Source organism: Pseudomonas sp. NPDC088368 (assembly GCF_044753445.1).
Classification (GTDB): domain Bacteria; phylum Pseudomonadota; class Gammaproteobacteria; order Pseudomonadales; family Pseudomonadaceae; genus Aquipseudomonas; species Aquipseudomonas bambusae.
In genome coordinates this window covers 232,972-258,033 of sequence record NZ_JBIVNG010000002.1, presented here as the reverse complement: position 1 = coordinate 258,033, position 25,062 = coordinate 232,972, and the positions used below count along the sequence as shown (strand labels likewise).

The 25,062-nt window shown below is 61.9% G+C and carries 24 protein-coding genes; 14 read left to right on the top strand and 10 right to left on the bottom strand.

What is annotated here, in order from left to right:
* The first annotated feature begins 2 nt into the window (after nt 1-2).
* Nucleotides 3-1,241, top strand: coding sequence for an NAD(P)/FAD-dependent oxidoreductase (locus tag ACIQAL_RS04580; protein WP_401142941.1), 1,239 nt, complete (start codon nt 3-5; stop codon nt 1,239-1,241).
* A gap of 5 nt (nt 1,242-1,246) precedes the next feature.
* Here the strand turns inward: ACIQAL_RS04580 and ACIQAL_RS04575 are convergent, their stop codons facing one another.
* The 3 genes from ACIQAL_RS04575 to ACIQAL_RS04565 form a co-directional block, all read right to left on the bottom strand.
* On the bottom strand, nt 1,247-1,672 hold the full coding sequence (locus ACIQAL_RS04575; protein WP_401142938.1) for a GNAT family N-acetyltransferase: 426 nt from the start codon (nt 1,670-1,672) through the stop codon (nt 1,247-1,249).
* A 113-nt stretch (nt 1,673-1,785) separates the two neighbouring features.
* Complete coding sequence (locus ACIQAL_RS04570) at nt 1,786-2,052, bottom strand: PepSY domain-containing protein (protein WP_401142935.1); 267 nt, start codon at nt 2,050-2,052, stop codon at nt 1,786-1,788.
* A gap of 169 nt (nt 2,053-2,221) precedes the next feature.
* Nucleotides 2,222-2,410, bottom strand: coding sequence for a hypothetical protein (locus ACIQAL_RS04565; RefSeq protein WP_166596850.1), 189 nt, complete (start codon nt 2,408-2,410; stop codon nt 2,222-2,224).
* A gap of 213 nt (nt 2,411-2,623) precedes the next feature.
* On the opposite strand from ACIQAL_RS04565, the gene ACIQAL_RS04560 reads away from it, so the two are divergent.
* Nucleotides 2,624-4,444, top strand: a complete 1,821-nt coding sequence (locus tag ACIQAL_RS04560; protein ID WP_401142932.1) for a monovalent cation:proton antiporter-2 (CPA2) family protein — start codon at nt 2,624-2,626, stop codon at nt 4,442-4,444.
* 21 nt (nt 4,445-4,465) lie between these two features.
* On the opposite strand, the gene ACIQAL_RS04555 is transcribed toward ACIQAL_RS04560, so the two are convergent.
* Entirely contained in the window at nt 4,466-5,371 is a 906-nt protein-coding gene (locus ACIQAL_RS04555; protein WP_401142929.1) for a LysR family transcriptional regulator, read from the bottom strand.
* A gap of 115 nt (nt 5,372-5,486) precedes the next feature.
* Between ACIQAL_RS04555 and ACIQAL_RS04550 the strand changes: the two genes are divergently transcribed.
* On the top strand, nt 5,487-6,338 hold the full coding sequence (locus ACIQAL_RS04550; RefSeq protein ID WP_401142926.1) for an NmrA family NAD(P)-binding protein: 852 nt from the start codon (nt 5,487-5,489) through the stop codon (nt 6,336-6,338).
* Between the two features lie 7 nt (nt 6,339-6,345).
* Here ACIQAL_RS04550 and ACIQAL_RS04545 read toward each other — a convergent pair whose 3' ends face one another.
* Nucleotides 6,346-7,221, bottom strand: a complete 876-nt coding sequence (locus tag ACIQAL_RS04545; RefSeq protein WP_401142923.1) for a LysR family transcriptional regulator — start codon at nt 7,219-7,221, stop codon at nt 6,346-6,348.
* Nucleotides 7,222-7,462: 241 nt separating this feature from the next.
* On the opposite strand from ACIQAL_RS04545, the gene ACIQAL_RS04540 reads away from it, so the two are divergent.
* Nucleotides 7,463-8,992: an MFS transporter gene (locus tag ACIQAL_RS04540; RefSeq protein WP_401142921.1), complete on the top strand. Its 1,530-nt coding sequence runs from the start codon at nt 7,463-7,465 to the stop codon at nt 8,990-8,992.
* Nucleotides 8,993-9,012: 20 nt separating this feature from the next.
* Here the strand turns inward: ACIQAL_RS04540 and ACIQAL_RS04535 are convergent, their stop codons facing one another.
* Nucleotides 9,013-9,834 (bottom strand): helix-turn-helix domain-containing protein, encoded by an 822-nt coding sequence (locus ACIQAL_RS04535; protein ID WP_401142918.1) that lies wholly within the window; start codon nt 9,832-9,834, stop codon nt 9,013-9,015.
* Nucleotides 9,835-9,967: 133 nt separating this feature from the next.
* On the opposite strand from ACIQAL_RS04535, the gene ACIQAL_RS04530 reads away from it, so the two are divergent.
* A complete protein-coding gene (locus tag ACIQAL_RS04530; RefSeq protein WP_401142915.1) occupies nt 9,968-10,687 on the top strand; it encodes a cysteine hydrolase in 720 nt (239 codons plus the stop codon).
* A gap of 353 nt (nt 10,688-11,040) precedes the next feature.
* Nucleotides 11,041-11,298, top strand: a complete 258-nt coding sequence (locus tag ACIQAL_RS04525; RefSeq protein WP_166596842.1) for a DUF2790 domain-containing protein — start codon at nt 11,041-11,043, stop codon at nt 11,296-11,298.
* A gap of 16 nt (nt 11,299-11,314) precedes the next feature.
* On the opposite strand, the gene ACIQAL_RS04520 is transcribed toward ACIQAL_RS04525, so the two are convergent.
* Nucleotides 11,315-12,451: a glycerate kinase gene (locus ACIQAL_RS04520; RefSeq protein WP_401142913.1), complete on the bottom strand. Its 1,137-nt coding sequence runs from the start codon at nt 12,449-12,451 to the stop codon at nt 11,315-11,317.
* A 282-nt stretch (nt 12,452-12,733) separates the two neighbouring features.
* Between ACIQAL_RS04520 and ACIQAL_RS04515 the strand changes: the two genes are divergently transcribed.
* On the top strand, nt 12,734-13,939 hold the full coding sequence (locus ACIQAL_RS04515; protein ID WP_401142910.1) for a diguanylate cyclase: 1,206 nt from the start codon (nt 12,734-12,736) through the stop codon (nt 13,937-13,939).
* A 162-nt stretch (nt 13,940-14,101) separates the two neighbouring features.
* Here ACIQAL_RS04515 and ACIQAL_RS04510 read toward each other — a convergent pair whose 3' ends face one another.
* Nucleotides 14,102-15,187: a CdaR family transcriptional regulator gene (locus tag ACIQAL_RS04510; RefSeq protein WP_401142907.1), complete on the bottom strand. Its 1,086-nt coding sequence runs from the start codon at nt 15,185-15,187 to the stop codon at nt 14,102-14,104.
* 252 nt (nt 15,188-15,439) lie between these two features.
* Between ACIQAL_RS04510 and ACIQAL_RS04505 the strand changes: the two genes are divergently transcribed.
* Entirely contained in the window at nt 15,440-16,531 is a 1,092-nt protein-coding gene (locus ACIQAL_RS04505; protein ID WP_401143733.1) for an alpha/beta hydrolase, read from the top strand.
* Between the two features lie 263 nt (nt 16,532-16,794).
* On the opposite strand, the gene ACIQAL_RS04500 is transcribed toward ACIQAL_RS04505, so the two are convergent.
* Entirely contained in the window at nt 16,795-17,508 is a 714-nt protein-coding gene (locus ACIQAL_RS04500) for a FadR/GntR family transcriptional regulator (protein ID WP_401142904.1), read from the bottom strand.
* A 340-nt stretch (nt 17,509-17,848) separates the two neighbouring features.
* Between ACIQAL_RS04500 and ACIQAL_RS04495 the strand changes: the two genes are divergently transcribed.
* The 5 genes from ACIQAL_RS04495 to pncA all read left to right on the top strand — a co-directional run bounded on the left by ACIQAL_RS04495 (nt 17,849) and on the right by pncA (nt 23,275).
* Nucleotides 17,849-19,207 carry an MFS transporter gene (locus ACIQAL_RS04495; RefSeq protein ID WP_341958528.1) on the top strand — a complete coding sequence of 453 codons (1,359 nt, stop codon included), beginning with the start codon at nt 17,849-17,851 and terminating at the stop codon, nt 19,205-19,207.
* 60 nt (nt 19,208-19,267) lie between these two features.
* Nucleotides 19,268-20,611 carry a glucarate dehydratase gene (gene gudD, locus ACIQAL_RS04490; protein WP_401142901.1) on the top strand — a complete coding sequence of 448 codons (1,344 nt, stop codon included), beginning with the start codon at nt 19,268-19,270 and terminating at the stop codon, nt 20,609-20,611.
* Nucleotides 20,612-20,758: 147 nt separating this feature from the next.
* A complete protein-coding gene (locus ACIQAL_RS04485; RefSeq protein ID WP_401142899.1) occupies nt 20,759-21,412 on the top strand; it encodes a DUF1345 domain-containing protein in 654 nt (217 codons plus the stop codon).
* A gap of 247 nt (nt 21,413-21,659) precedes the next feature.
* A complete protein-coding gene (locus tag ACIQAL_RS04480; protein WP_401142896.1) occupies nt 21,660-22,625 on the top strand; it encodes a D-2-hydroxyacid dehydrogenase family protein in 966 nt (321 codons plus the stop codon).
* Nucleotides 22,625-23,275 carry a bifunctional nicotinamidase/pyrazinamidase gene (gene pncA / locus ACIQAL_RS04475; RefSeq protein WP_401142894.1) on the top strand — a complete coding sequence of 217 codons (651 nt, stop codon included), beginning with the start codon at nt 22,625-22,627 and terminating at the stop codon, nt 23,273-23,275. Before ACIQAL_RS04480 ends, pncA begins: the two co-directional genes overlap by 1 nt.
* A gap of 228 nt (nt 23,276-23,503) precedes the next feature.
* On the opposite strand, the gene ACIQAL_RS04470 is transcribed toward pncA, so the two are convergent.
* A complete protein-coding gene (locus ACIQAL_RS04470; RefSeq protein WP_401142892.1) occupies nt 23,504-23,989 on the bottom strand; it encodes a GNAT family N-acetyltransferase in 486 nt (161 codons plus the stop codon).
* A 153-nt stretch (nt 23,990-24,142) separates the two neighbouring features.
* On the opposite strand from ACIQAL_RS04470, the gene ACIQAL_RS04465 reads away from it, so the two are divergent.
* On the top strand, nt 24,143-25,036 hold the full coding sequence (locus tag ACIQAL_RS04465) for a formate/nitrite transporter family protein (RefSeq protein WP_401142889.1): 894 nt from the start codon (nt 24,143-24,145) through the stop codon (nt 25,034-25,036).
* The last annotated feature ends 26 nt before the right edge of the window (nt 25,037-25,062 follow it).

Genomic DNA, 25,062 nt, shown 5'->3' with positions numbered 1-25,062 from the left:
CCATGGAGTGTCAGACCCTCGTTCTCGGCGCCGGCATCGTCGGCGTGTGTTCCGCCCTGCACCTGCAAGCCGCAGGCCAGAGCGTCGTATTGCTCGACCGCGATGAGCCTGGCACCGGGACCAGTCACGGCAACGCGGGGCTGATCGAACGCTCCAGCATCATTCCCTACGCCTTCCCCCGGGAATGGATGCGTCTGGTTCGCTATGGCCTCAACCGGCAATCGTCGATGCGCTTCAACCCGGTGTTTCTGCCTCGCCTGTCGCCCTGGCTGCTTGAGTACTGGCGGCAGTCCTCGCCGGAAAACCTGGCCCGTGCCAGCCAGGCCATGCAGCCGCTTATCGAACGCTGTGTCACCGAGCATGACCTGCTGGCCGAGGCGTCGGGCATGACCGGCTTGATGCGCGCCAAGGGCTGGATCGAGTTTTACCGCGATCAGAAGGAGTTCGATCTGGCATCCGCTGACGCCCGATCCTACGAGCAATACGGACTGCGCTTCGAGATTCTCGACGCCAGCCAACTGCGCGACCGCGAGCCGGACCTGAAAGGCGTTGTCGGCGGCATTCATTGGCACGATCCGAAGAGCGTGACCGATCCTGGTGCACTGGTGCGGGGATACGCGGCGCTGTTTGCCCGGCGCGGCGGCGTGGTGCTCAAGGGGGATGCGCGGACCTTGAAGCAACAGGGCGATGGTTGGGAGGTCGACAGTGTCGAGGGCCGAATCAGTGCCAGCAACGTGGTGGTGGCGATGGGGCCGCAATCCGCCGAGATCTTCTCGACGCTGGGTTACCGCATCCCGCTGGCCATCAAGCGCGGCTACCACATGCATTACGCATCGCTGCCGGGCGCCGAGCTGCAACATTCGGTGATCGATGCTCAGGCGGGTTTCGTGCTGGCGCCGATGGCGAGAGGGATCCGCCTGACAACGGGTGTCGAGTTCGACGCCAGCGATGCACCGCCCAATGAAATCCAGTTGCGTCGCTGCGAAGCCATCGCCCGTACGCTCTACCCATTGGGCGAACGGCTGGATGCCGAACCGTGGCTGGGGCGCAGGCCTTGCCTGCCAGACATGCGCCCGGTGATCGGCCCTGCCCCTCGTCACACGGGGCTGTGGTTCAACTTCGGTCACGCCCATCACGGGCTGACGCTGGGCCCCGTCACCGGACGCCTGTTGGCCGAGATGATGACCGGCGCGCCGACGTTCACCGACCCGACCCCTTACAGCCCCGCGCGATTTCAGTAAGGAGGTCAGCTCAGCCGTTTCTGGAAGAACAGGCGCTGATGCCCCGGCGGGTAATCGTCGAGCTGGCCGAACGAGGCGTAGCCGTGTTTGCGATAAAACTCGGGGGCCTGAAAGTCGAAGGTGTCCAGCCAGACGCCCACGCAGTTGCGCTCACGGGCATAGTCTTCGGCCATTTCCATTAACTGGCTGCCCATCCGCTGCCCACGGGCCTGCTCGGGCACGACCAGCAGTTCGATGAAGCACCAGCGATAGAGAACCCGACCGTGAAGCCCGCCGATCACTGCGTCGGTGGTTTCATCCCTGACAAAGAACGCGAACTTTTCCGACAGGCCATCCCCCGCTTTCGCCGCGTTGTAGGCCTTGAGGGGTTCGAGAATCTGCAGACGTTCGTCTTCGCTGGGGTTGCTCTTGAATTCGATTCGCACGCTCATGCGTCGCTTCCTGCTGACATGGAAAAGGAACGCAAGCGTGTGGGATTTGGCGGAATGAGTAAAGCGGGAGCAAACAGAAGGAGCCGCCGGATGGAGGCTCCCGGTGGGGTGGATCAGTCTTTCTGGTCGCGGAGGATGTTGCCGGAGGTGCCGTCTATGCGGAATTCGTACGTCAGGCTATCGGCCTTGCGGCCTTCACCTTCCCAGTATCCTTTGTCATCGGCCTCGATCTTGTAGATCTCCGTGTAACCGGACGACTTCGCCTTTTCGATGGCCTTCTCGATGGTGATCCAGCCTGGGCCGGGCTTGTCCGCGAGGGCGAACGGGGCAGTGGCCAGAGCGGCGGTGGCGAGGACGACAGCGGTAAGTGTCTTGATCATTTTTGAACTCCATTTCCCTTTGCGGGCTATTGACTTGCAGGGGGTTGGAGTCGGTCGAAAGACGGATGGTTCAGGCGAGGTTTTGTAACGGGGTGCTGCACGGCGACCGGCGAACATCATCCTGGGATGACGAGCGCCGGGAAGCCGGTGTTGCAGGGAGCCACATCAATCAGCGCTTGACCTTGCGACGCAGGATGCCGTTCAGCACCACGACCACCACGGCCACGAAAATGGCGATGTACTGGAATTTCTTCTCGTCGAGCACGCCGATGGTTTGCAGGTGCGACAGGCCGAGCATGATCACCAGCACGCTCAGGGCGATGAGAATCGAATAAATCAGACGCTGTTTGTTGGTCATTACGGAGGTTCCTGAAAACGGGTCTAGATCGTTTGCACTGCCGCAAACGCGCCCGACATCTTACGCCGTCACAAAGGTGATAGCACCCTGGGCCTGCGCCTTCGATACTGCGGCGAAGCGTCTCGGTGACTGAACCCTGTCACTTTGCCGTGGTTTAATACCGGCAGTTTACGTTCGTTGTACGCAATTTTTCGTCGTTGAAAGGAGTCCCCAATGCCCCATGAAGGCAGCCTGTTGCAGGCCGCAGTCGTGTTTCTGCTCGCCGCCGTTCTAACGGTTCCCCTGGCCAAACGCCTGCAACTGGGCGCGGTGATCGGTTACCTGATCGCTGGCGTGATCATCGGCCCGTCGGGGCTGGGCCTGATCGGTAACCCGCAGAGCGTGGCGCATATTTCCGAGCTGGGCGTGGTCCTGCTGCTCTTCATCATCGGCCTTGAGCTGTCGCCCAAACGGCTGTGGGTGATGCGCAAATCAGTGTTCGGCGTGGGTCTGGCGCAAGTGCTGCTGACGGGCCTGGTGATTGGCACCGTGGCGCTGCTGGGATTCGGCCAGCCGCTGAACAGCGCCGTGGTCCTCGGCTTGGGTCTGGCCCTGTCGTCCACGGCCTTCGGCCTGCAAAGCCTGGCCGAACGCAAGGAGCTGAACGCGCCCCACGGTCGCCTGGCCTTCGCGATTCTGCTGTTCCAGGACATCGCGGCCATCCCACTGATCGCATTGGTGCCGATGCTGGCGGGCGGCGATCACGAAGCGTCGTCCGGCGATTCCCTTCGCCATGGTTTGCAGGTGCTGGGCGGCATTGCCGTGGTCGTAGTCGGCGGGCGGTATTTGCTGCGGCCGGTGTTCCGCATCGTTGCCAAGACCAAGCTGCAGGAAGTGTCCACGGCCACCGCGTTGCTGGTGGTGATCGGCACGGCCTATTTGATGGACCTGGTCGGCGTCTCGATGGCGCTGGGCGCGTTTCTCGCCGGTCTGCTGCTGGCGGATTCGGAATACCGCCACGAGCTGGAATCGCAGATCGAGCCGTTCAAGGGCCTGTTGCTGGGCCTGTTCTTCATCAGCGTCGGCATGGGCGCCAACTTGGGTCTGTTGCTGAGTTCGCCAATCACCGTGCTGGCCCTGACCGTTCTGCTGATCGGCCTGAAGCTGCCGCTGCTGTTCTTCGTTGGCCGGTTCGCCGGAGGCCTCGGCAAACAGAGCGCCTTGCGCCTGGGGCTGGTGTTGGCGGCGGGCGGGGAGTTCGCCTTCGTGGTGTTCAAGATTGGCCGCGATCAAGGCCTGTTCGATGCCACGCTGTACGACACGCTGGTGCTGACCATCACCCTCTCCATGGCCCTCACCCCGCCGCTGTTGCTGGTGATGTCGCGCTGGCTCAAACCCAAGGCGGTGGTCAAGGAAGTGCCCGAGGAATACCGGGACATCGATTCGGACAACCCTCGCGTGGTGATCGCGGGCATGGGCCGGATGGGGCAGATCGTGGCGCGTATCCTGCGGGCGCAGAAAATTCCTTTCATTGCGCTGGACACCTCGGTGGAGACCATCGAATTCACCCGCAGCTTCGGCAATGTCCCGGTGTTTTACGGCGACCCGCTGCGCCCGGAAATCCTCCGCGCGGCCAAGGTCGATCAGGCGGAATACTTCGTGATCGCCACCGACGACCCGGACACCAACATCAAGACCGCCGAGCTGGTGCGCAAGCTGTACCCGCACCTGAAAATCATCGCCCGGGCCCGTAACCGGCAGCACGTGCATCGCCTGTTGGACCTCGACGCGCAAGCGGTTCGGGAGACCTTCTATTCCAGTCTGGAGATGACTCGCCGCACCCTGATTGGTCTGGGCTTGACCGAGGCGCAGGCGGCGGCGCGCATCAATCGCTTCAAGCGTCACGACGAACAGGTGCTCAACCGTCAGCACCTGATCTACGACGACGCGGCGAAGGTCATGCAAAGCGCACTGGAAGCCCGGACCGAACTGGCTGAGCTGTTCGAGTCCGACCGCATGGACGAAGAAGCCGAACTGGCGGCCAGCAAACCCTGACTTCGTCCTGCGCTGAGTCGGCTAACGACTCAGCGCAACGACGAACTCCAGAAAGGCGCGCACCTTGGCCGGTGGCAGATGGCGGGACGGGTACAACGCATACAGCGGGAAATACTCGTCCGGCCAGTCGGGAAACAGCTCCACCAGTCGCCCCTCCCGCAGCGCCGGTTCCACGCCCAACGCCAACACTTGCGCCACCGCCTGCCCTTCCTCGCAGATGCGATGCATCGTTCCCACGTCGTTGACCATCAGCCGCCCACGCGTGTTGACGAACAATCGCTCATCACCCCGATGAAATTCCCACGGAAACGGACGCCCGGTGTGTGAGTCGCGAAAATCGATGCAGACGTGCTGAGGGCTTTGCAGATCAGTCGGGTGGTGCGGCCTGCCGTGCTTTTTCAGGTACGCCGGGGACGCGACGGTCAACACCCTCGTTTTCAGCAATTGGCGACCGATCAGCGATGACGACGGCTGCTCCCCGAAACGCACGGCCAGGTCGACGCCGTCCGCGATCAGATCGCCCAGTTGCTCGCGGGTCACCAGGTCCAGTTCCAGCTCAGGATAGGTGGCCATGAAGTCGCCCAATGCCGGGGCCAGAATCAGCCGGGAGAAATACGGATCGACGTTGACCCGCAAACGCCCGCGCACGGCCATGGCGCTCCCGGACGCCTGCGTGGCCGCCTCTTCGAGCCCGGCCAGCAGCGGCGCAATCTCTTCGTAAAGGCGACGGCCCTCGTCGGTCAGCTTGACCGAGCGCGTGGTGCGGTCGAACAGGCGAATCCCCAGCCGCGCCTCCAACCGGGCCACTGCGCGACTGACACCGGATTGGGTCATGTCCAGCGCTTCGGCGGCCTTGACGAAGCTGCCGCTGTCGACCACCGCCGACAGCACGCCCATGCCACTGGCTAAACGTCCGTCGAAACTCATTGATGATTCTCCAGCATGGATGCAATGACACCCATGCTATCGGAGAATCAAACCGCCCGGCGCGATAATTCTCGCAACGGCGACATCAGGTCGCCCCGAATGAGGAAACGGATTCATGTACACGATCATGGGTGTAACCGGGCAAGTGGGCAGTGAAGTGGCGCGCAATCTCCTGGCAGCGGGCAAACCGGTGCGTGCAGTGGTGCGCAGCGCCGAGAAAGGTCAGGTTTGGGCGAATCAAGGTTGCGAGGTCGCGGTCGCCGATGTGGACGACGTGTCGGCGTTGACGACTGCCTTCCAGAACAGCACCGCGGTGTTCATTCTGCTGCCGCCGAATTTCTCGCCGACCGAAGGCTTTCCGGAAACCCGCAAGGTCATCGCCAACCTTCACGAAGCACTGGCCACGGCGGCCCCCGGCAAAGTGGTGTGCATCTCCACCATCGGCGCTCAGGCGACGCAGCCCAACTTGCTGAATCAGCTGCAACTGCTGGAAAAAAGCCTGAGCACGCTGGAGCTCCCGGTGACCTTCCTGCGTCCGGGCTGGTTCATGGAAAACTGCCTGTGGGACGTGGCGCCTGCGACAGAAACCGGTGTGATTCCCAGCTTTTTGCAGCCGCTGGACAAACCGGTGCCGATGATTGCCACGGCGGACGTCGGACGCGTCGCCGCCGAACTGTTGCAGGAACAGTGGTTCGGCAAGCGCATCGTCGAGCTGGAAGGTGAGCGCCACGTCACGCCGAACCAGATCGCCGACACCTTTAGCGAACTGCTGGGCAAGCCGGTGTCGATGCAGGTGGTGCCCCGCGACACCTGGCATGACCTGTTTACCTCGCAAGGCATGAGCAATCCGCTGCCGCGCATGCAGATGCTCGACGGCTTCAACGAAGGCTGGATTCGCTTCGAAGGGCTGCCGCGCAAGGGCCATGTGACGCTGAAAACCGTGCTGGCCGGGCTGTTGGCGCGCTAAGCGGCGATCAGGCCTCCCGCGAGTTTTTCACGTGTTCGATGAAGCGCGTGACCGCGGGGGCCTTTTCGTAGCGGCGATGGATCAGCGACAGGTATGAGGTGGGCTGACAGTCTTCGATGCGTCGATACAGCACGTTCGGCAACTGGATGTGATCGACCACCGATTCTGGGACCACTGCCACGCCCTGCCCCAGGCTCACCAGCGCGACCACGGACACCAGACCGCCCGGTTGCGGCCCCAGGGTCGGCGCAAAGCCGCCTTGGGCCGCCACCTCCAATGTCCCGGAAATCTGCTCGGGCAGAATGAACGCCTCGTTTTGCAGGTGCATCGCGTTAATCACCTTGAGCTTGCACAACCACGACGCGCTCGGCAGCGCCAGGGCAAACCCTTCGGTCAGCAGCTTCACGGCGCTGACCGATTCCGGCAGGTTCATGGGTGAACGAATGAAGCCCACGTCCAGCCGCCCCTCTTCAATCATCCTCGGCAACGCCGGCATCAGGTATTCGGTGATCGCGAACTCGACGTCGGGATGCCCTTGGCGAAACGCCCCCACCTGACGCTGCAACACGCCCGAAAACACGGCCGAAGCGACGTACCCCAATTCGATCTTTCCCGCTTCGCCCCGTCCGGCCCGCTGCACGTTGTATTGCGCGGTCTCGAACTGACGCACCGCCAGCTCGGCCTCGATTTGCAAGGCGCGGCCTGCATCGGTTAGACGAACCTCCCGTTGCTCGCGGACGAACAACCGTGTACCCAACGCGCTTTCGAGATCCTGAATCTGCCGGGTCAACGTCGGCGGCGCGATGCCCAGTTGCTCGGCGGCGCGCGTGAAATGCCGGTGCCGGGCAACGGCGAGGAAGTAGCGAAAATGACGGATTTCCATAGCACGTTACCTGGCAGGTAATTGATTCGTGGGAGTCAGGTAACGAAGCATACGCCTTTCGACGATATTCTGAATGTCACCGGCCCCCCTATCTGTGGGGCGTGCCGGGAGTGCGAGTATTGGTGCGCCTGCGTTGGCATGCCCGACCACTACAGGAGGTGCGCGCTCAGCCTGAAACATACGCATCGTGCCCCGAATGTCGCTCACTGAGCATTAGTCAAAACCTAACACTGGAGCTGCCATGCCTCATCCCAGCCCCCGCATGACCCTGCTCACCGCTTCCGGCGTGTGCTCGCTGATCGTGCTCGACACCAACATCGTCGCCGTGACCCTGCCGAGTATCGCCCGGGACCTGGGCGCCGGGTTCGCAGACATTGAATGGGTGGTCAGCGCTTACATGCTGGCGTTCGCCGCCTTGCTGCTGCCCGCGGGCAGTCTGGCGGACCGCTTCGGGCGCAAGAAGATGCTGCTCACAGGACTGGTGCTGTTCATCCTCGCATCAGTCGGATGTGGCGCCGCGCCGAACATTGTGTTTCTCGACATCGCCCGGGCGGTCAAGGGCGTGGGGGCCGCGCTGCTGTTGACCTCGGCACTGGCCACCATCGGCCACGTGTTTCACGACGAAGTGGAACGGGCCAAGGCCTGGGCGTTCTGGGGCGCGTGCATGGGGGTGGCGATGACCGCCGCGCCCACTGTCGGTGGCTTGATCGCGGAACTGGTGGGCTGGCGCTGGATTTTCTACCTCAACCTGCCAGTCGGTCTGCTATTGCTGGCGATGGTGTCGCGCAATATCGGCGAGTCGCGCAATGAACAATCGGCCCGCCTGGACCCTATCGGCAGTCTGTTTTTCAGTGCCAGCCTGCTGAGCCTGATCTGGGGTTTGATCGAAGCCAATCGCATCGGTTGGGACAACCCGTTGACCTTCGCCCGCCTGGCCGGGGGCGCACTGTTGCTGGGCCTGTTTGTGGTTGCGGAACGCTTGCAGCCTCGGCCCATGGTGGATTTGCAGTTGTTCAGACACCCGCGCTTCATCGGCGCGTTGCTGGGCATGTTCGCCTACGCCGGGTGCGCTCAGGTGATGATGACGCTGCTGCCCTTCTATCTTCAGAATGGACTGGGTTTCAGCGCCATCAGCTCGGGGCTGGGCATGCTGCCGTTTGCAATCACCATGCTGCTGTTCCCTCGGCTGGGGCCAAAACTGGCTCGGCACCTGTCGCCTGCCGCGATGATGGCGCTGGGGTTGACGCTGGTCAGCGCCGGCAACCTGCTGTGCGCTTGGGCCACCACGTTGGGCGGCTATCCGGCGTTCGCGCTGGCCATGGCGGTGACCGGTGCAGGGGCTGGGCTGCTGAACGGTGACACCCAGAAAAACATCATGGCTTGCGTGCCTCGGGAGCGCACCGGCATGGCGTCGGGCATGAGCACCACCATGCGTTTCAGCGCGATCATGCTGGCGGTGGGCGTCTACGGCGCGCTGCTCGCCAGCCACACGTTGAAAGCGTTGAACCTGAGCCTGCTCAACCTCGCGCCGGAATGGCTCGACCAGGCCGAATACATCGCGTCTCGCGTAGTGGCCGGTGACATGAGCGCCGCGTTGCAGGCTGTCGACACGGGCGCCCGCGTCGTGGTGCAACCCTTGGCGCAGCAGGCGTTCGTGACGGGTTTCGGCTCGGTGTTGTGGGTCGCCGGGTGCATTGGTCTGGTGGGCGCGGTGTTGGTGGGCACGCTGATGCGCAAACCCATCCCGGCCCTGCAACTCAATCCCGCCTGACTTTCCTTGATCCAAGGGGGTCAGTCCTGCCGTTTGAGCCATTCCCCAGGCGGCAGGCCCATTTCCTGGACGAACGCTTTGCTGAGCGCGGCTTGGGAGCTGTAGCCCACCGACGCGGCAATCACCTTGAGCTTCACGCCTTGCTTCATCAGGTCCCGCGCCAGCTTCATCCGCCACGCCGTGAGGTAGGCGATAGGTGACACGCCGACCACCTTGAGGAACTGCGCCGAGAATTTGCTGCGGGACATGCACGCCAGCTCGGCCAGTTGCCTGAGGTTCCAGTCCTGCTCCGGGTTCAGGTGAATCGCGTTGATCGCAGCGCCCAAGTGCGGGTCGAGGATCGCGCTCAGCCCGCCCCGCGCAATCATCCCGTCCTCCATCGCCCGCCGTACCAGCACGATGAAGATGTATTCGAAGAGCACGCTCAGGCCCTTGCGATGCCCGGCACCCTGAGCGCGAAATTCGGCCAGCAGCGCCGTGATCACCGGCACCAGCGGCTCGATGTCCTTGAACGGAAACACCAGCGTGTCGGTGACGCCCAGCGGAAACGAGCGGCCCATGCTGACGCCGAATTCGAAGGTGGCGCAGAGGATATCGGCGCCCTGCTCGGTGGTCGGTTGTAGCTTGTAACGACAGGTGCTCGGGCACAGGAGAACGGTGGGGCCGTCCAGCGCGATGCGCGGGTGGCCAGGACGAATCAACGCCAGGTCGCCGCGTTCGACGATGTGAATGAACGCCGTGCCGTCGGGCTTGTTGATGTCGAGGGTGTCGAACACCGTCCCGGCGTAGAACAGCCGTCCGTTCATGTGGATTCGGTCGAAAAACTCGGATAGCGCGTCCATTGAGTCACTTCAGGAAAAAAACGCGGACGTTGGGACAAAACCCCTCCGACGTAAAGAACGAGGATAATCCTCACTTGCGACGCCCCGGTCGGCGGCGACCGCAAGAGGTTATTCCAATCCGAGGAGCCTCACAATGAGCACTGATTCGAACGTCAATTCCCTCTACCGTGACCCCGAAAACGGTGTGTTGCCGAAGGTCGACTTTTCCCTGGACCTCACGCGTGCCGCGCTGGTGGTGATCGATCCGCAGGTGGATTTCTTGAGCGAAAAAGGCGTGACCTGGCCGTTGGTGGGCAACAGCGTCACCGAGAATGGCGTGGTTGGCCACCTGGAGCAGTTATTCGCGGCGTCCAAACAGGCCGGGATCGCGGTGGTCATTTCCCCTCATTATTACTACCCCTGTGACCACACCTGGGAGCATGGCGGACCGCTGGAAAAAATGATGCACGACGTCGGCATGTTTGACCGGACATCGCCGCTGGACCTGACTGGCTTCGACGGCTCCGGCGCCGACTTCATGCCGCAGTACAAACCGTACATTCTCGACGGCAAAACCATCATCTGCTCGCCGCACAAAATCTACGGCCCGCAGACCAACGACCTGACCCTGCAACTGCGCAAACAAGGGGTCTCGCAGGTGATTCTGGCGGGGATGGCGGCCAATTTGTGCGTCGAATCGCACCTGCGTGATCTGGTGGAGCAAGGCTTCGAAGTGATCGTGGTGCGCGACGCGACGGCCGCGCCACAAGTGCCGGAGGGTGACGGGTATCAGGCGGCGTTGATCAATTACCGGTTCATTGCGCATGGGTTGTGGACCACGGCGCAGGTGTTGGAGCAGTTGCAGAGCCGGTGATCGGACTGCGGCACGAGACCTTCGTGGGAGCGAATTCATTCGCGAATGGGTTCACAGGCGACATATCTGCGTCGGCTGTACCTCCTTCGCGAATGAATTCGCTCCTACAGTTACTCCTGCGTCACGCCGCGGATCTCGTGGCGATATCGAACCCCTGTGGGAGCGAATTCATTCGCGAAAAATGGGCCAGACCCTGGAGATGTACCGACTGTTCCACCGCCTTCGCGAATGAATTCGCTCCCACAGTTGAATCTGCATCAGGCAAAGAATTTTCACGCCTCCGGGAATAACCCTCCCCCGGCTTCGTCATACGGGCTCAAGAAGTTATTAACCCTGAAATGAGGAAGCCTCCCATGAAAACCACATTGATCGCCCTGACCCTGACCGTGCTGAGCAGCGTTGCCCTGACCGCCCACGCCGACATGAAGAACATGCCGCAGGTGCAGGAATACACCTACGGCACCAAGCTCGATATCGCCGAAGTCACCAAGACCCCGAACCTGAATTTCTGCGGCGTGCGTCCGGTGGACCTGGGCTACGTCGATCACATGGGCAAGGCCCACACCCTGCGTTATGAAACCAGCGGCAACACCTGCCTGGGCGACAACTGATTGACCGATCGCTCGGTCACTGCGCGGCGAGGCGCCACACCCGCGCCAGGTCCCGTGCCCGGTCGTGCAGCAGAGACGCGGCGTTGTCGCAGGCCTGCTCCAGCGTCATCGGCCCGCTGGCCAAGGCAAACGCCGCGCTGATGCCGTGTTCGTAAAGGTCCGCGTAGCCCTCGCCCAAGGTGCCCGCAAGCACGATCACCGGCACGCCATGACGCTGGGCGATTTTCGCGACACCGAACGGCGTCTTGCCGCGCAGGGTCTGGGCATCGAAGCGCCCTTCCCCGGTGATCACCAGATCGGCGCCCTGAAGGGCGTCGGCCAGACCGGTCAGGTCAGCAACCACTTCAACACCCGGACGGAACGAAGCATTGAGATAGGCTTTCGCAGCGAACCCCATTCCCCCTGCCGCGCCGGTGCCAGGGTACTCGCTGTCATCCTTGCCCAGCACGCGGGCAGAGACTTCGGCGAAGTGGCCCAACGCTGCGTCCAATGCCAGCACCTGCTCCGGCGAAGCGCCTTTCTGTGGCCCGAAAATATGTGATGCGCCGTTGAGTCCGCAGAGTGGGTTGTTGACGTCGGCGGCGACTTCGAACTGCACGTCCTTGAGGCGGGCGTCCAGCCCATCCAGATCAATCTGTGCGACCTGGCCCAGTGCCAGACCGCCGGGGGGCAGCGGCTCGCCCTCTTGATCGAGAAAGCGCGCACCCAAGGCCGACAGCATGCCCGTGCCCGCATCATTGGTGGCACTGCCGCCGATGGCCAGAATGACCCGCTGCGCACCGGCGTCCAACGCGGCGGCGATCAATTCGCCGGTGCCATACGTCGTCGTCACCGTGGCATCGCGCTGTTTCAGGGTCAGCATCTGCAAGCCGCTGGCCATCGCCATTTCGATGATCGCGGTACGGGTGTCAGGCAGCCATCCCCACTGCGCCTGGGTCGATGCGCCCAACGGTCCTGTTGCGTCGGTGGTCATCCATTGCCCGCCACAAGCGGCCAATACCGCTTCGATGGTGCCTTCGCCGCCATCGGCCATTGGGCATTCGACCAGCCGCGCGTCCGGCCACACCTCACGCAAGCCGCTGGCGATGGCCTGGGCGACACCTTGGGCGCTGAGGCTGTCCTTGAAGGAATCCGGGGCGATGACGATGTTCATGGTGTTCTCCTTATCGATGGTCGCGATCTTCGCACGGGTGCCGGAAAATTCCGCCTGCCCTTCGCACAACGCGGTCAGACGCTGTGTTGTTCATCTGAACAAAAGGCCCGGAGATGTCGACGGTTGGCGGGTTGTTCTCTATAACGTCTGCTGTATCGGAGACATTTCGGCCACACAAACCGGCGAATATGACACTATATAGCCACTATTTTTCTACGGGTTATCGCCACCTCATGGCCGGTCTGCCCGTTTTGGTTTTTTCATGATGAAAGCCGCAGCCCTATGCTTCTGAACGATCCTGTCACCCTGCTGTTCATCATCATCCCGTTCGGACTCATGACCACGTTGATGCTGTGCCTGTCCTACGTCGGCACCAGCCGTCACCGCGCGCCGCTGCACTGGTGGATTGCCGGGGATCTGGTGTTGGCGGCCTATCGCGCGGTCGACCTGTTGCAACCCGGCGTCATTCCCCAAGGCCCCGACTGGCTAGGCATTCTCACGCCAGAAACTGCCTTTATCGCCAACACTGCAGGGCTGTTGCTGGCCATCGGTTGCCACACCCTGGCGCTGCATCAACTGGCCGAACGTGCCCACGGTGTCGCGTGGCACCTGCGAATGCTGCTCACGCCGGTGCTGCTGTACGGCATCGGCGCCAGAGTGCTGCTGCACAACGATTACATGCTGTCGTGGTTTTTCCTGTTTTGCGTGCTGACCATCGGCGTGCAGTTCTACGTGACCTGGCCTTTGAGAACACGCTTTCGTGGGGCCTGGGCGTTGCTTGCCGGGCACGTCGCGCTGCTGATCTTTCATGCCCATTCCGCGATTACGCTGGCCGTCGATCCCCCGCCGCCCTTGACCTTCGACGAACCGGACATGTTCTCGCTGCCTGCGCTGGCAATGGATTTCATGGTCTCGTTCCTGTTTACGCTGAGCTTCGCCCTGATGTTGCAGGAGCAATTGCGCCAGCAGGTCGTGCAATTGAGCATCACCGACACCCTGACCGGCGCCCTGAACCGACGCGGTGCGGTGGCGAGCATTCTTCATCAGGAGCGTCGTCAGAACGGGCCGCAACGCTACCCGCTGGCCGTGGCGATGATCGACCTGGACAACTTCAAGCGCATCAACGACCAGTACGGCCATGCAATGGGGGATTCAGCCCTGCAACTGTTCGCCAACACCGTGACTCGGTTGATGCGCAAGGAGGACGTGTTCGTGCGTTGGGGCGGCGAGGAGTTTTTGTTGGTGTTCCCCGGCACCGATGTGCAACAGGCGCAGATGTTCATGAAGCGTTTGCGCGAGGCGCTGGACCCGCCGACGGGAGAATCGACGCTGCCGTTTCCGATTGGCTTCAGCGCAGGGCTGGCTCAGACCTCGACGTTGAACAGCCGGGAAGACTTCGAAGCCCTGTTGCGCTCGGTGGACAAGGCGCTGTATCGGGCCAAGCAGGTGCGCGGGCGGGTTGAGGTGGTCGAGGCGATGGATTTGTGAAGCGTGGCGGGTACCGGACTCAACCTGTGGGAGCGAATTCATTCGCGAGACATTATTGGCACAGGCCCCGCATCTCCATCGCCTGAAACAGCGCTTCGCGAATGAATTCGCTCCTACAGAGGACCCGGGATGCCATGGATTGCAGCGTCGGGGGCTGATGACTTAGCGCGGGACCATCTGCATCCCCAAGTACAACCTCAGCAGCTCATCGGTCCGGTACGGGTCACACCCGCTCACCTCGGCAATCTTCTCCAGCCGATAGCGCAGGCTGTTGCGATGAATCCCCAAGGCATCGGCGCAGGCCTGGCTTTCGCCGCTGTAATCGAACCAGGCGCGCAGGGTGTCGAGCAGTTGGCCGTTACCCTGCAAACGCAGCACCGGTTCGGCGATTTCCTCGGCCAGCCAGTCATGGCGATTGCGCCAGAACAGCACCGCGAGCCGATGACTCGCCAACCTCAACAGCCGGTGTTGCGGTTGAACGTGACGGGCGTAATCCAGCAGATCGCGGGCGGCCGTGCAGGCGTGGCGTAAAGAGGTCAAGTCTGACGACGGCTCGACCGTGGCCATGCGCGACACCGGCCAGCCCTGCTCGTCGAACTGCTCCAGTAACAAGGCATCATCGCGATCCTTGCCCGCCGCACGACACCAATACACCAGGCTCGGCTCGCACGACACACACCAACTGTTGGCGTAACGTCCGTTCAACCAGGCCGCCAGTGGACCCGCATAGCCCGCACCGTCAGGCAGTTCGATCAACACCGCCTGACGCGGCAATTGCGGCTGCAAACCCAGCTGTTCGGCCTCATCGACCAGATGCTCGGCGCTGTCGCCCCACAACAGCCGCGCCAGCAAATCCTCACTGCGCTGATGCCGCCACTGCTGGTCGGCCTGCTGACGACGGTGCTCCATGAGCATTTCCGCCGTCATCTTCACCAGCTCGGCATAGACCCGCACCTGATCCGGCTCCCCCGTGATGCCCAGCACCCCCACCAGCTTCTGGTCCAGCATCAACGGCAGGTTCACCCCCGGTCGCACACCGTCCAGTTGCCTGGCCGTGTGCGCATCGATTTCCACCACCCGACGATTGGCCAGCACCAACTGCGCGCCCTCATGCCGCGTGTACAACCGCTCCGCCTCACCGCTGCCAATGATGATGCCGAGGTAATCCATCACATTGACGTTGCACGGCAAAATCGCCATCGCCCGATCAACGATGTCTTGGGCCAGCGCGTGATCAAGGGCGAACATGGGGCACTTCCGGGGAGCGGCGCGTTAAACGGGTCATACAGGTCACATCTTGTTTTTAGGGTTCTGCGAAGTCTGCCTGATTTTTGCCGCGAGTTCCCGCATGACAATCACCCGCCCCGGATACCCAAGGCATCGACAGCATGGCAGAGTGCCAAGCATCGCCGATGCTTGTGAGGTCACACCACTTTGCCCCTATCCCGCCTCGCCCTGCTCCTTCCCCTGCTGACCTTGCCCGCCTGCGCGTCCACCGAGGTGCCGTTGGGTCAGTCGAGTTTTGCCGAGTATCGCCAGCAGACCCTGGCCTGGCTCCAGCAGAACCGTACCTTTCAAACCGATGATCACGCTGCCGAGCTGGAGTGGAATGCGCCCCGCGAATGGCGGCCTGTGGGGGTGGCGAAGCGCGGGATTCTGTTGGTGCATGGGCTGGGGGATTCGCCCTGGTCGTTCAATGATGTGGGGCAGGCGCTGGCTGATCAGGGCTTTCTGGTGCGCACGGTGTTGTTGCCGGGGCACGGCAGCAAGCCGTCGGACATGCTCGATGTGACGCTCAAGCAGTGGCAGCAAGTGGTACGCGAACAGACGCTGATTCTGCGTCGCGAGGTGCCGACGGTGTATCTGGGGGGCTTTTCCACCGGGGCCAATCTGGTGCTGGATTATGCCTATGCGCATGCGGACATCGCCGGGTTGGTGCTGTTTTCTCCCGCGTTTCGCCCGGAAAACACTTACGCCTGGATGACGCAATACATCGGCTGGTTCCGGCCGTGGCTGGCGAAGCCCGACGATGGCGTCCGACCGATGCAGACGCCGGTTCGTTATCTGAATGTGCCCACCAACGGTTTCGCCCAGTTCTACCGCAGCGCTTTGCTGGCGCAGGACCGTATTCAAGAGCGGCCTTACGACAAGCCGGTGTTCGTTGCGATCACGCAGCACGACTCGGTGCTCGACACGGCGTATGTGCTGGACACGTTCAATGCGCGATTCAGCCATCCGGACAGCCGCCTGATCTGGTACGGGGATCAACCGGCGAACGCCGCCCAATCTCCGCGCGTGCTGGTGCGCACTGACTACCTGCCAGAGTTTCGCATTGCCCAGTTTTCCCATATGGGCCTGCTGTTCTCGCCGGAAAATCCGTTGTACGGGCAGGATGGGAGCCAGCGGATCTGCTGGAACGGGCAGGAAGCGGCGGACATGCAGACGTGTTTGAAGGGTGATGCGGTGTGGTACTCGGACTGGGGGCATCGCGAGCCGGGCAAGGTGTTTGCGCGGTTGACGTTCAACCCGTATTTCCAGTGGCAGATGGGGGTGATGATGGGGGTGTTGGGGGCGGTATCTTCGACCGACTGAAGCATTAGGCAGGATCACACGCTTTTGATTCTGGCCGAAGGCCGTAGGAGTTGGCTTGCCTACGATCTGCTGCGAAGCAGTAGTAAAACCTGAGTATCGGATATGCCTGACACAACCGAGGTGTCTGATTTTGCTGCCGCTTCGCAGCAGATCGTAGGCAAGCCAACTCCTACGCCTCTGGCAGAAGCACACCCGACAGATCTCAGGCAAACCTACGCCCACGGCCTTCGGTCAGAAGCCTGAACAGCCGTCACCGTTCAACATCACTCCCCCGGCGCCAGCCGCTCTCGGCTGTTGCTCAAATGGGTCAGCATCGCGGCGCGGGCGGCGTCGGGGTCCTGGCGGCGGATGGCGGCGAGGATGGCTTCGTGTTCGAGGTTCGCCAGATACGCATGGTTCGTCAGACTAGTGCCAGCCCGTTCGCTGGTGGCGATGCGGCTGCGGGGGATGACGGCGTTGCCCAGGTTCTGCAGGATCTCGACGAAGTACGGGTTACCCGTCGCTTCGGCAATCAGCAAGTGAAAGCGGCGGTCCGCCTCCACGCAGCTGTCTTCCTTGGCCAGCAGGTCCTGATAGTCATCCAGTGCCAAACGCATGGCCGACAGTTGTTCCTGGGTTCGCCGCTGAGCCGCCAGCGCCACCGCCTGGGTTTCAAGGCCCAGCCGCAGTTCGATGATGTGACGCACGCTATACGCGGTCTCGACGTTCAAGCGCATACCGCTCTGCTCGGTGCGTTGCAGCACGAAAGTGCCCTTGCCTTGATGGGTTTCCACCAGCCCTGACGCCTGCAACTTGGAAATCGCTTCCCGCACCACGGTCCGGCTCACCCCGTGCTGACGCACGATTTCACTCTCGGACGGCAGCTTTTCCCCCGGCGCGATGCTGCCCATGAGAATCCGCTGACTGAGGTCTGTGACCAGGTCCGTGGCCAGGTTGTGCTGCCGCCGTTTGGGAAGTGTATGAGAGGGTGTTTGCATGGAGGTTGTCCTGACAGTGGCCTCGAATGATGGAGTATCTGCCCTGATTGCACTTGTCTTTTTTCAACCCGACAGACCGGAACGAGTGATCGCCACGCACCTCGCCCGTCTTGAGAAAATCCCGAGAGAATCCCTGTGGAACAGGCCACTCGACGGCTTGACCAGACTCGTCCAACTTGTCAGACAAGCAAGCCTATGACACCGAAATATTTCCCACAAGCCCATGAAAACCGCTTGCGGAGATAACGCGTACTTGTATGATGACTAACAACAAGGCGCACACACCTTGTCACACACATACGAAAGCCCCGCATAAAAATAATCAGTGGGAGTCAACAGAGTGAACACACCCTCATCACGAGTGGATGACGTCAACGATTCCGTCTTGCAATCGGCGGTTTCCAAAGTCAAACGTCATATCCTGCCGCTGTTCGTCATCATGTTCATCGTCAACTACATCGACCGGGTCAACATCGGTTTCGTCCGTAGTCATATGGAACACGACTTGGGCATCGGCGCAGCCGCCTACGGTTTCGGCGCTGGCCTGTTCTTCGTCGCCTACGCGCTGTTCGAAGTCCCCTCCAATATCCTCATGCAGAAAGTCGGCGCCCGCCTCTGGCTGACCCGCATCATGTTCACGTGGGGCCTGGTCGCTGCCGGCATGGCCTTCATTCAAAACGAAACCCACTTCTACATCCTGCGTTTCTTGCTGGGCGTGGCCGAAGCCGGTTTCTTTCCGGGGGTGATCTACTACTTCACCCGCTGGCTGCCGGGCGTCGAGCGCGGCAAGGCCATCGCCATCTTCCTCAGCGGCTCGGCATTTGCCTCGCTGATCTCTGGGCCGCTGTCCGGCATGCTCCTGCAAATCGAGGGCCTGGGCATGCACGGCTGGCAGTGGATGTACCTCATTGAAGGCCTGTTCTCCGTTGCACTGTGCGTGTTCGTCTGGTTCTGGCTGGATTCGAAACCCCAGGACGCCAAGTGGATGACTCAGGCGGAAAAAGATGCGCTGACCGAAACCATCGACGCCGAACAGCGCGCCCGTGAAGCCGCCAGCCCGGTGAAGCTGTCTATCGGCCAATTGCTGAAAGACCCGCAAATCATCCTGTTCTGCCTGATGTACTTCTTCATTCAGTTGACGATCTACGCAGCGACGTTTTGGCTGCCGAGCATCATCAAAAAGATGGGCAACATGAGCGACTTCCAGGTCGGCCTGTACAACTCGATCCCGTGGTTCATCGCCATCGTCTGTATGTACGGCTTCGCCAGCCTCTCGGCGAAGTGGAAGCACCAGCAGGCCTGGGTCGCCGCGGCGCTGTTGATTGCGGCGGCCGGGATGTTCATGTCCACCACGGGCGGTCCAGTGTTCGCCTTCGTCGCCATCTGCTTTGCGGCCATGGGTTTCAAATCGGCCTCGTCGCTGTTCTGGCCAATCCCGCAAGGCTATCTCGACGCCCGCATCGCCGCTGGCGTGATCGCCCTGATCAACTCGGTGGGCAACCTCGGCGGCTTCGTCGCACCGACCGCGTTTGGCATCCTCGAACAACAGACGGGCTCGATTCAGGGTGGGCTGTATGGCCTGACCGCCACGTCGATCATCGCCGCGATCCTGGTGTTCAGCGTGCGCACGACACCGAAACCCGGCGCGGCGCCCGTCACCGCAGGGTCAAAACCCGACGCCACGCCCAGCCATTCGTAACGACTTGAACCCCGATTCAACGGCGCCCTCGCGGCGCCCTGTACAACCAAGGATTTCGCCATGACGACACAGACTTCCGGCAGCACCCCCGTCATCACCGACATGCAGGTCATCCCGGTCGCGGGCCACGACGACATGCTGCTCAACCTGAGCGGCGCCCATGGTCCATATTTCACGCGCAACATCGTGATCCTGAAAGACAACGCGGGTCACACCGGCGTCGGTGAAATCCCCGGCGGCGAGAAGATCCGTCAGACCCTGGAAGACGCCCGCACCCTGGTCGTCGGCAGCACCATCGGCAACTACCAGAAGATTTTGAACGACGTGCGCCGCACCTTCGCCGAGCGCGATTCGGGCGGTCGCGGCCTGCAAACCTTCGACCTGCGCATCACCATTCACGCGGTCACCGGCATCGAAGCCGCCGTGCTCGACCTGCTCGGTCAACACCTGGAAGTGCCGGTCGCGGCCCTGCTCGGCGAGGGCCAGCAGCGTGACGAAGTAAAGATGCTCGGCTACCTGTTCTACGTCGGCGACCAGAAGAAAACCAACCTGCCCTACCGCACTGAAGAAGACGCCGACAACGACTGGTTCCGCGTGCGTCACGAAGAAGCCCTGACCCCGGAGCGCGTGGTACGCCTGGCGGAAGCGGCGTTCGAGCGTTATGGCTTCGAAGACTTCAAACTCAAAGGCGGCGCACTGAGCGGCGACGCGGAAATCGAGGCGGTCACTGCGCTGGCCGAGCGTTTCCCGAAAGCCCGCATCACCCTCGACCCGAACGGCGCTTGGTCGCTGAAAGAAGCCATTCGCCTGTGCCGTGATCAGCACAAGGTGCTGGCCTACGCCGAAGACCCGTGCGGTGCCGAGAACGGCTACTCAGGCCGTGAAGTGATGGCTGAGTTCCGTCGCGCCACCGGCCTGCGCACCGCCACCAACATGATCGCCACCGACTGGCGTGAAATGGGCCACGCGATCCAGCTGCAATCGGTGGACATCCCGCTGGCCGACCCGCATTTCTGGACCATGCAGGGTTCGGTGCGCGTGGCGCAGATGTGCAACGAGTGGGGCCTGACGTGGGGCTCGCATTCCAACAACCACTTCGACATTTCCCTGGCGATGTTCACCCACGCGGCCGCAGCGGCGCCGGGCAACATCACCGCCATTGACACCCACTGGATCTGGCAGGACGGCCAGCGCCTGACCAAAGCCCCGCTGCAAATCATCGGCGGCAATGTGCAGGTGCCGAAGAAACCGGGCCTCGGGGTCGAGATCGACATGGACCAGGTGGCCAAGGCCCACGAGCTGTACAAAGGCATGGGCCTCGGTGCGCGGGACGACAGCGTCGCGATGCAGTTCCTGATTCCGAACTGGAAGTTCGACAATAAGCAGCCTTGCCTGGTCCGTTAAAACGCAATCGCAGGGTTGCTTGAAACAGAACCACGATAACTGCCATATGGCGACCGGCGCGTAACCCCTTGCGCGCCGTTTTTCTTCATCCGCTCCACCGTTCATGGCGTGCTAAGGTTCCAGCATCTCACTGCCGTGAAGCCGTCCATGTCCCATCTGACCCAGACCCACCCTCGCCTGACCATCGCCATCGCGTTCGGTGTTGTCGCGGGCATCGTTGCCGCCTTCATCGCCCCTGCCATCACGGTTACCAGTAAATGCCTTATCGCCTGGAACGTCGCCGGTTGGGTGTACATGCTGCTGATCATGATCCGCACGTTTAAATCCAACGCCGAAGCGGTGCGACGCATCGCCGAAGTCGAGGATGAAAACGCGGGCTGGGTGCTGGTGATGGTCTGCGTGGCGGCGATTGCCAGCCTGGCCGCCATCGTGCTGGAACTGGCCGGCATCAAGGACATGTCTTCCAGCGACAAGGCGCTGCATTACGCGTTTACCGGGTTCACCATCGTCGGTTCGTGGCTGTTGATCGGGGTGATTTTCAGCCTGCATTACGCGCGAATGTTTTACACCTGGAACGGCGACGACGCGGCGTTGCGGTTTGCCGACGGTGAGCAGAATCCGGATTACTGGGACTTCCTGTACTTCTCGTTCACCATCAGTGTGGCGGTGCAGACCTCGGACGTGGGCGTGGCGACCCGAAATTTGCGCAAGGTGGTGCTGGCGCAGTCGTTGATCGGGTTTCTGTTCAACACGTCGATATTGGGGTTTTCGATCAACATCGCGGCGGGGTTGTTCAACTGATCCCAGAATCGACACCAATCCCCCTGTAGGAGCGAATTCATTCGCGAGACGTCGGTACAGCTGGCCGATTTTCGGGGTCTGAAAGGCCGCCTCGCGAATGAATTCGCTCCTACAGGTATGCATTCCAACGTATGGGGCAAGGTCAACAACACCCGGCGCAGAGCGGCGATGGGGTTCCACTGACGGTTGGGCAGGCGTATGTTGGCCTCCACAAATCCAATGTGCTCTTGAACGAGGCTTAACCGAAATGACTCAGGGTTCCGCGCTGAGAATTGCCGTGCTCGATGACTGGCAGTCCGTTGCCCAGAATGTGGTGGACTGGACCGTACTCAACCCGATTGGCGAGGTCAGCTTCCTCCACGACTTCCCCGCCGACACCGCGACCATGGTCGCCCGCCTCAATGACTTCAACGTGATTTGCGTGATGCGCGAACGCACGATTTTCGACGATGCCCTGCTCAGCCAGTTGCCCAACCTCAAGTTGCTGGTCACCGGCGGCATGCGCAACGCGGCGCTGGACCTCAAGGCCGCCGCGCGGCTGGGCATCACGGTGGTTGGCACCGAGAGCTACAAATACGCCGCCCCCGAGCTGACCTGGGCGCTGATCATGGGTGTCACCCGCAACATCGTCGACGAGGCCAATTCCCTGCGCGCGGGCAACTGGCAGATCGGCCTTGGCAGCGACCTGTATGGCAAAACCCTGGGGATTGTCGGCCTCGGCAGCATTGGCCAGAAGATCGCCCGCTACGCGCTGGCCTTCGACATGAAGGTCATTGCCTGGAGCGAAAACCTCACCGCCGAACGGGCCGCCGAGCATGGCGTCACCTACGTCAGCAAAGACGCGCTGTTCGAGCAGTCCGACATCATCTCGGTCAACCTGGTGCTCAGTGATCGCAGCCGGGGGTTGGTGGACGCCGATTCGCTGAGCCGCATGAAGCCCACGGCGTATCTGGTCAACACTGCACGCGGGCCGATTGTCGATGAAGACGCGCTGGTCGACGTGCTCAAGCAGAAGAAAATCGCCGGGGCGGCGCTGGACGTGTACAGCATCGAGCCGCTGCCCGCCGATCACCCGTTCCGCAGCCTGCCGAACCTGCTGGCGACGCCTCACGTCGGCTATGTCACGGAGAACAACTACCGGATGTTCTTCAGCCAGATGATCGAGGACATTCAGGCCTGGCACGCGGGTTCGCCGATTCGGGTGTTTGGCTGATGGCCGCCGCCCTCTCCCGGACGCCTTCAGACCCTCGTGCCGCGCTGTTGGTCATCGACATGCAGTACGACTTCATGCCCGGTGGCGCGCTCGCAGTGGCCGAGGGTGATCAACTGGTGCCGCTGATCAACCGCCTGGGCGCGCAATTTCGCAACGTGGTGATCACGCAAGACTGGCACCCGGCCGGGCACATTTCGTTCGCGTCGAGCCATGCCGGGCGCGCGCCGTTCGACAGCATCAACCTGCCTTACGGACCGCAAACGCTATGGCCGGATCATTGCGTTCAGGCCACGCGCGGCGCCGAACTGCACGCCGACCTCGACATTCCCCATGCGCAGTTGATCCTGCGCAAAGGCTGCAACGCCGGGATCGACAGTTATTCGGCGTTCGTCGAGGCGGATCGCACGACCCAGACCGGGCTGGCCGGGTATTTGAAGGAGCGAGGGGTCGACAGCGTGTTCGTGGTCGGCCTGGCGCTGGACTTCTGCGTGGCGTGGTCGGCGGTGGATGCGCGGACGGCGGGGTTCAATACGTGGGTGATCGCTGACGCGTGCAAGGCGATCGACCTCGGCGGGTCGCTGGAAAAGGCGTGGCAGGACCTGACGGCGGCGGGTGTGGTGCGGATCGACAGTGCTGATCTGACTGGCTGAACCGGATACCCGTCGCCTTTGCGCCAGACTGAGGCCTGGCGTGCGCTGACGATCCCGCAGTTAAACCTGCGTCAGACCGCACATTTCGTGGCGATATCAAACCCCTGTGGGAGCGAATTCATTCGCGAAAAGACTTGGCAGGCGCTACATCTACGTCGGATGTACCGGACTCTCGTCGGAATGCCGCCCAGAATGAATTCGCGCCTACAAACCATCCACCGTGCCAGCCTACTCGTTACCCAACGCAAACCGCTTCAACCCTTCCCCTTCCATCCGATACCGCACCCACTCGTCCTGCGGCTCGGCGCCAATCGATTTATAAAAATCGATCGCGGGCTGGTTCCAGTCCAGCACGCTCCATTCGAAACGACCGCATCCGATGTCATGGGCGATCTTCGCCAGATGCCGCAACAGTTGCTTGCCCGCGCCAATCCCGCGTTGGCTGGCAGACACGAACAGGTCTTCCAGGTACAGCCCCTTGCGGCCCTGCCACGTCGAGTAGCTGAGGAAGTACACCGCAAAACCGATGGGCTGGTCATCCAGCAGGCAGATCAGCGCCTTGGCCGGTGACGGCTCGTCAAACAGGCTGCGCTCGATGTCAGCGACGCTGGCCTTGACCTCGTGCTCGGCTTTTTCGTAGATCGCAAGCTCGGTGATGAAGCCCAGAATCACGGCGGCATCGGCGCGGGTGGCGTCTCGAATATGAAGGGTCACGGTGGGGTCTCCCGAATCAATGAAAAGGCCGCCGCGCAGGGGCGAACGACGGGGAGCGGATTGTGTCTCAACCAACAGCACGGCGCAGCAGGTACACCGAAAAAAACTGACCGTCTCCCTCAGCAAACCGCCAGACTACCCAAGAGAAGCAGCATGGACACTGAACAAGACGGCAAAACCCCCGGCCTTACCCCCGAGGAAGAACGCGACATCGACGAGAACCAGCCACCCCGCGCCGCCGTGCTGCACGAGACGATCCGCATGCAGGGCGACCAGGAGCTGGAGCGCAACGTCGCCGCGCTGTTCTGGTCGGCATTGGCGGCGGGCCTGACCATGGGCCTGTCGCTGATGGCCATGGGGCTGCTCAACTCGCGACTGCCGGACGGCGAAGCCTTTAAGGTGATCGCCAGCGTTGGCTACAGCGCAGGCTTTCTCGCGGTGATCCTCGCTCGCCAGCAACTGTTCACTGAAAACACCCTGACTGCCGTGCTGCCGGTGATGAGCAAGCCGACGCTGAACAATTTCGGCCGTCTCCTGCGGCTCTGGAGCGTGGTGCTGGTGGGCAACTTGTGCGGCACGCTGCTTGTGGCATACGTGATGCTGGAACTGCCGATTTTCGACACCAAGACCGACGCCGCCTTTCTGGACATCGGCCGCAAGGTGATGGAAAACGGCACCACGCAGATGTTCGCCAAGGGCATCGTCTCCGGCTGGATGATCGCCACCATGGTCTGGATGATCCCGTCCATGGAAAACGCCAAGATGTGGATCATCCTGATGATCACCTACCTGATGGCGCTGGGGGATTTCACCCACATCGTGGTCGGCTCGGCGGAGGTCTCGTACCTGGTGTTCGCCGGGGAATTGTCGTGGAAAGAGTTCTGGCTGGTGTTCGCCGGGCCGACCCTCGCGGGGAATATCATCGGCGGGAGCTTTATCTTCGCGCTGATCAGCCATGCCCAGATTCGAAGTGAGAGCGGGACGCCGAAGAAAGAACAGCGTTCGGATAAAAAGCGCGAGGGCAACCGCGACCCCAAGGCGGAATAAGTCATCTGTGGGAGCGAATTCATTCG

Excerpts from the sequence above, each read along its gene's own strand:
- ACIQAL_RS04580 (WP_401142941.1), top strand. The coding sequence starts at position 3 with ATGGAGTGTCAGACCCTCGTTCTCGGCGCCGGCATCGTCGGCGTGTGT.
- ACIQAL_RS04575 (WP_401142938.1), bottom strand. The coding sequence starts at position 1,672 with ATGAGCGTGCGAATCGAATTCAAGAGCAACCCCAGCGAAGACGAACGT.
- ACIQAL_RS04570 (WP_401142935.1), bottom strand. The coding sequence starts at position 2,052 with ATGATCAAGACACTTACCGCTGTCGTCCTCGCCACCGCCGCTCTGGCC.
- ACIQAL_RS04565 (WP_166596850.1), bottom strand. The coding sequence starts at position 2,410 with ATGACCAACAAACAGCGTCTGATTTATTCGATTCTCATCGCCCTGAGC.
- ACIQAL_RS04560 (WP_401142932.1), top strand. The coding sequence starts at position 2,624 with ATGCCCCATGAAGGCAGCCTGTTGCAGGCCGCAGTCGTGTTTCTGCTC.
- ACIQAL_RS04555 (WP_401142929.1), bottom strand. The coding sequence starts at position 5,371 with ATGAGTTTCGACGGACGTTTAGCCAGTGGCATGGGCGTGCTGTCGGCG.
- ACIQAL_RS04550 (WP_401142926.1), top strand. The coding sequence starts at position 5,487 with ATGTACACGATCATGGGTGTAACCGGGCAAGTGGGCAGTGAAGTGGCG.
- ACIQAL_RS04545 (WP_401142923.1), bottom strand. The coding sequence starts at position 7,221 with ATGGAAATCCGTCATTTTCGCTACTTCCTCGCCGTTGCCCGGCACCGG.
- ACIQAL_RS04540 (WP_401142921.1), top strand. The coding sequence starts at position 7,463 with ATGCCTCATCCCAGCCCCCGCATGACCCTGCTCACCGCTTCCGGCGTG.
- ACIQAL_RS04535 (WP_401142918.1), bottom strand. The coding sequence starts at position 9,834 with ATGGACGCGCTATCCGAGTTTTTCGACCGAATCCACATGAACGGACGG.
- ACIQAL_RS04530 (WP_401142915.1), top strand. The coding sequence starts at position 9,968 with ATGAGCACTGATTCGAACGTCAATTCCCTCTACCGTGACCCCGAAAAC.
- ACIQAL_RS04525 (WP_166596842.1), top strand. The coding sequence starts at position 11,041 with ATGAAAACCACATTGATCGCCCTGACCCTGACCGTGCTGAGCAGCGTT.
- ACIQAL_RS04520 (WP_401142913.1), bottom strand. The coding sequence starts at position 12,451 with ATGAACATCGTCATCGCCCCGGATTCCTTCAAGGACAGCCTCAGCGCC.
- ACIQAL_RS04515 (WP_401142910.1), top strand. The coding sequence starts at position 12,734 with ATGCTTCTGAACGATCCTGTCACCCTGCTGTTCATCATCATCCCGTTC.
- ACIQAL_RS04510 (WP_401142907.1), bottom strand. The coding sequence starts at position 15,187 with ATGTTCGCCCTTGATCACGCGCTGGCCCAAGACATCGTTGATCGGGCG.
- ACIQAL_RS04500 (WP_401142904.1), bottom strand. The coding sequence starts at position 17,508 with ATGCAAACACCCTCTCATACACTTCCCAAACGGCGGCAGCACAACCTG.
- gudD (WP_401142901.1), top strand. The coding sequence starts at position 19,268 with ATGACGACACAGACTTCCGGCAGCACCCCCGTCATCACCGACATGCAG.
- ACIQAL_RS04485 (WP_401142899.1), top strand. The coding sequence starts at position 20,759 with ATGTCCCATCTGACCCAGACCCACCCTCGCCTGACCATCGCCATCGCG.
- ACIQAL_RS04480 (WP_401142896.1), top strand. The coding sequence starts at position 21,660 with ATGACTCAGGGTTCCGCGCTGAGAATTGCCGTGCTCGATGACTGGCAG.
- pncA (WP_401142894.1), top strand. The coding sequence starts at position 22,625 with ATGGCCGCCGCCCTCTCCCGGACGCCTTCAGACCCTCGTGCCGCGCTG.
- ACIQAL_RS04465 (WP_401142889.1), top strand. The coding sequence starts at position 24,143 with ATGGACACTGAACAAGACGGCAAAACCCCCGGCCTTACCCCCGAGGAA.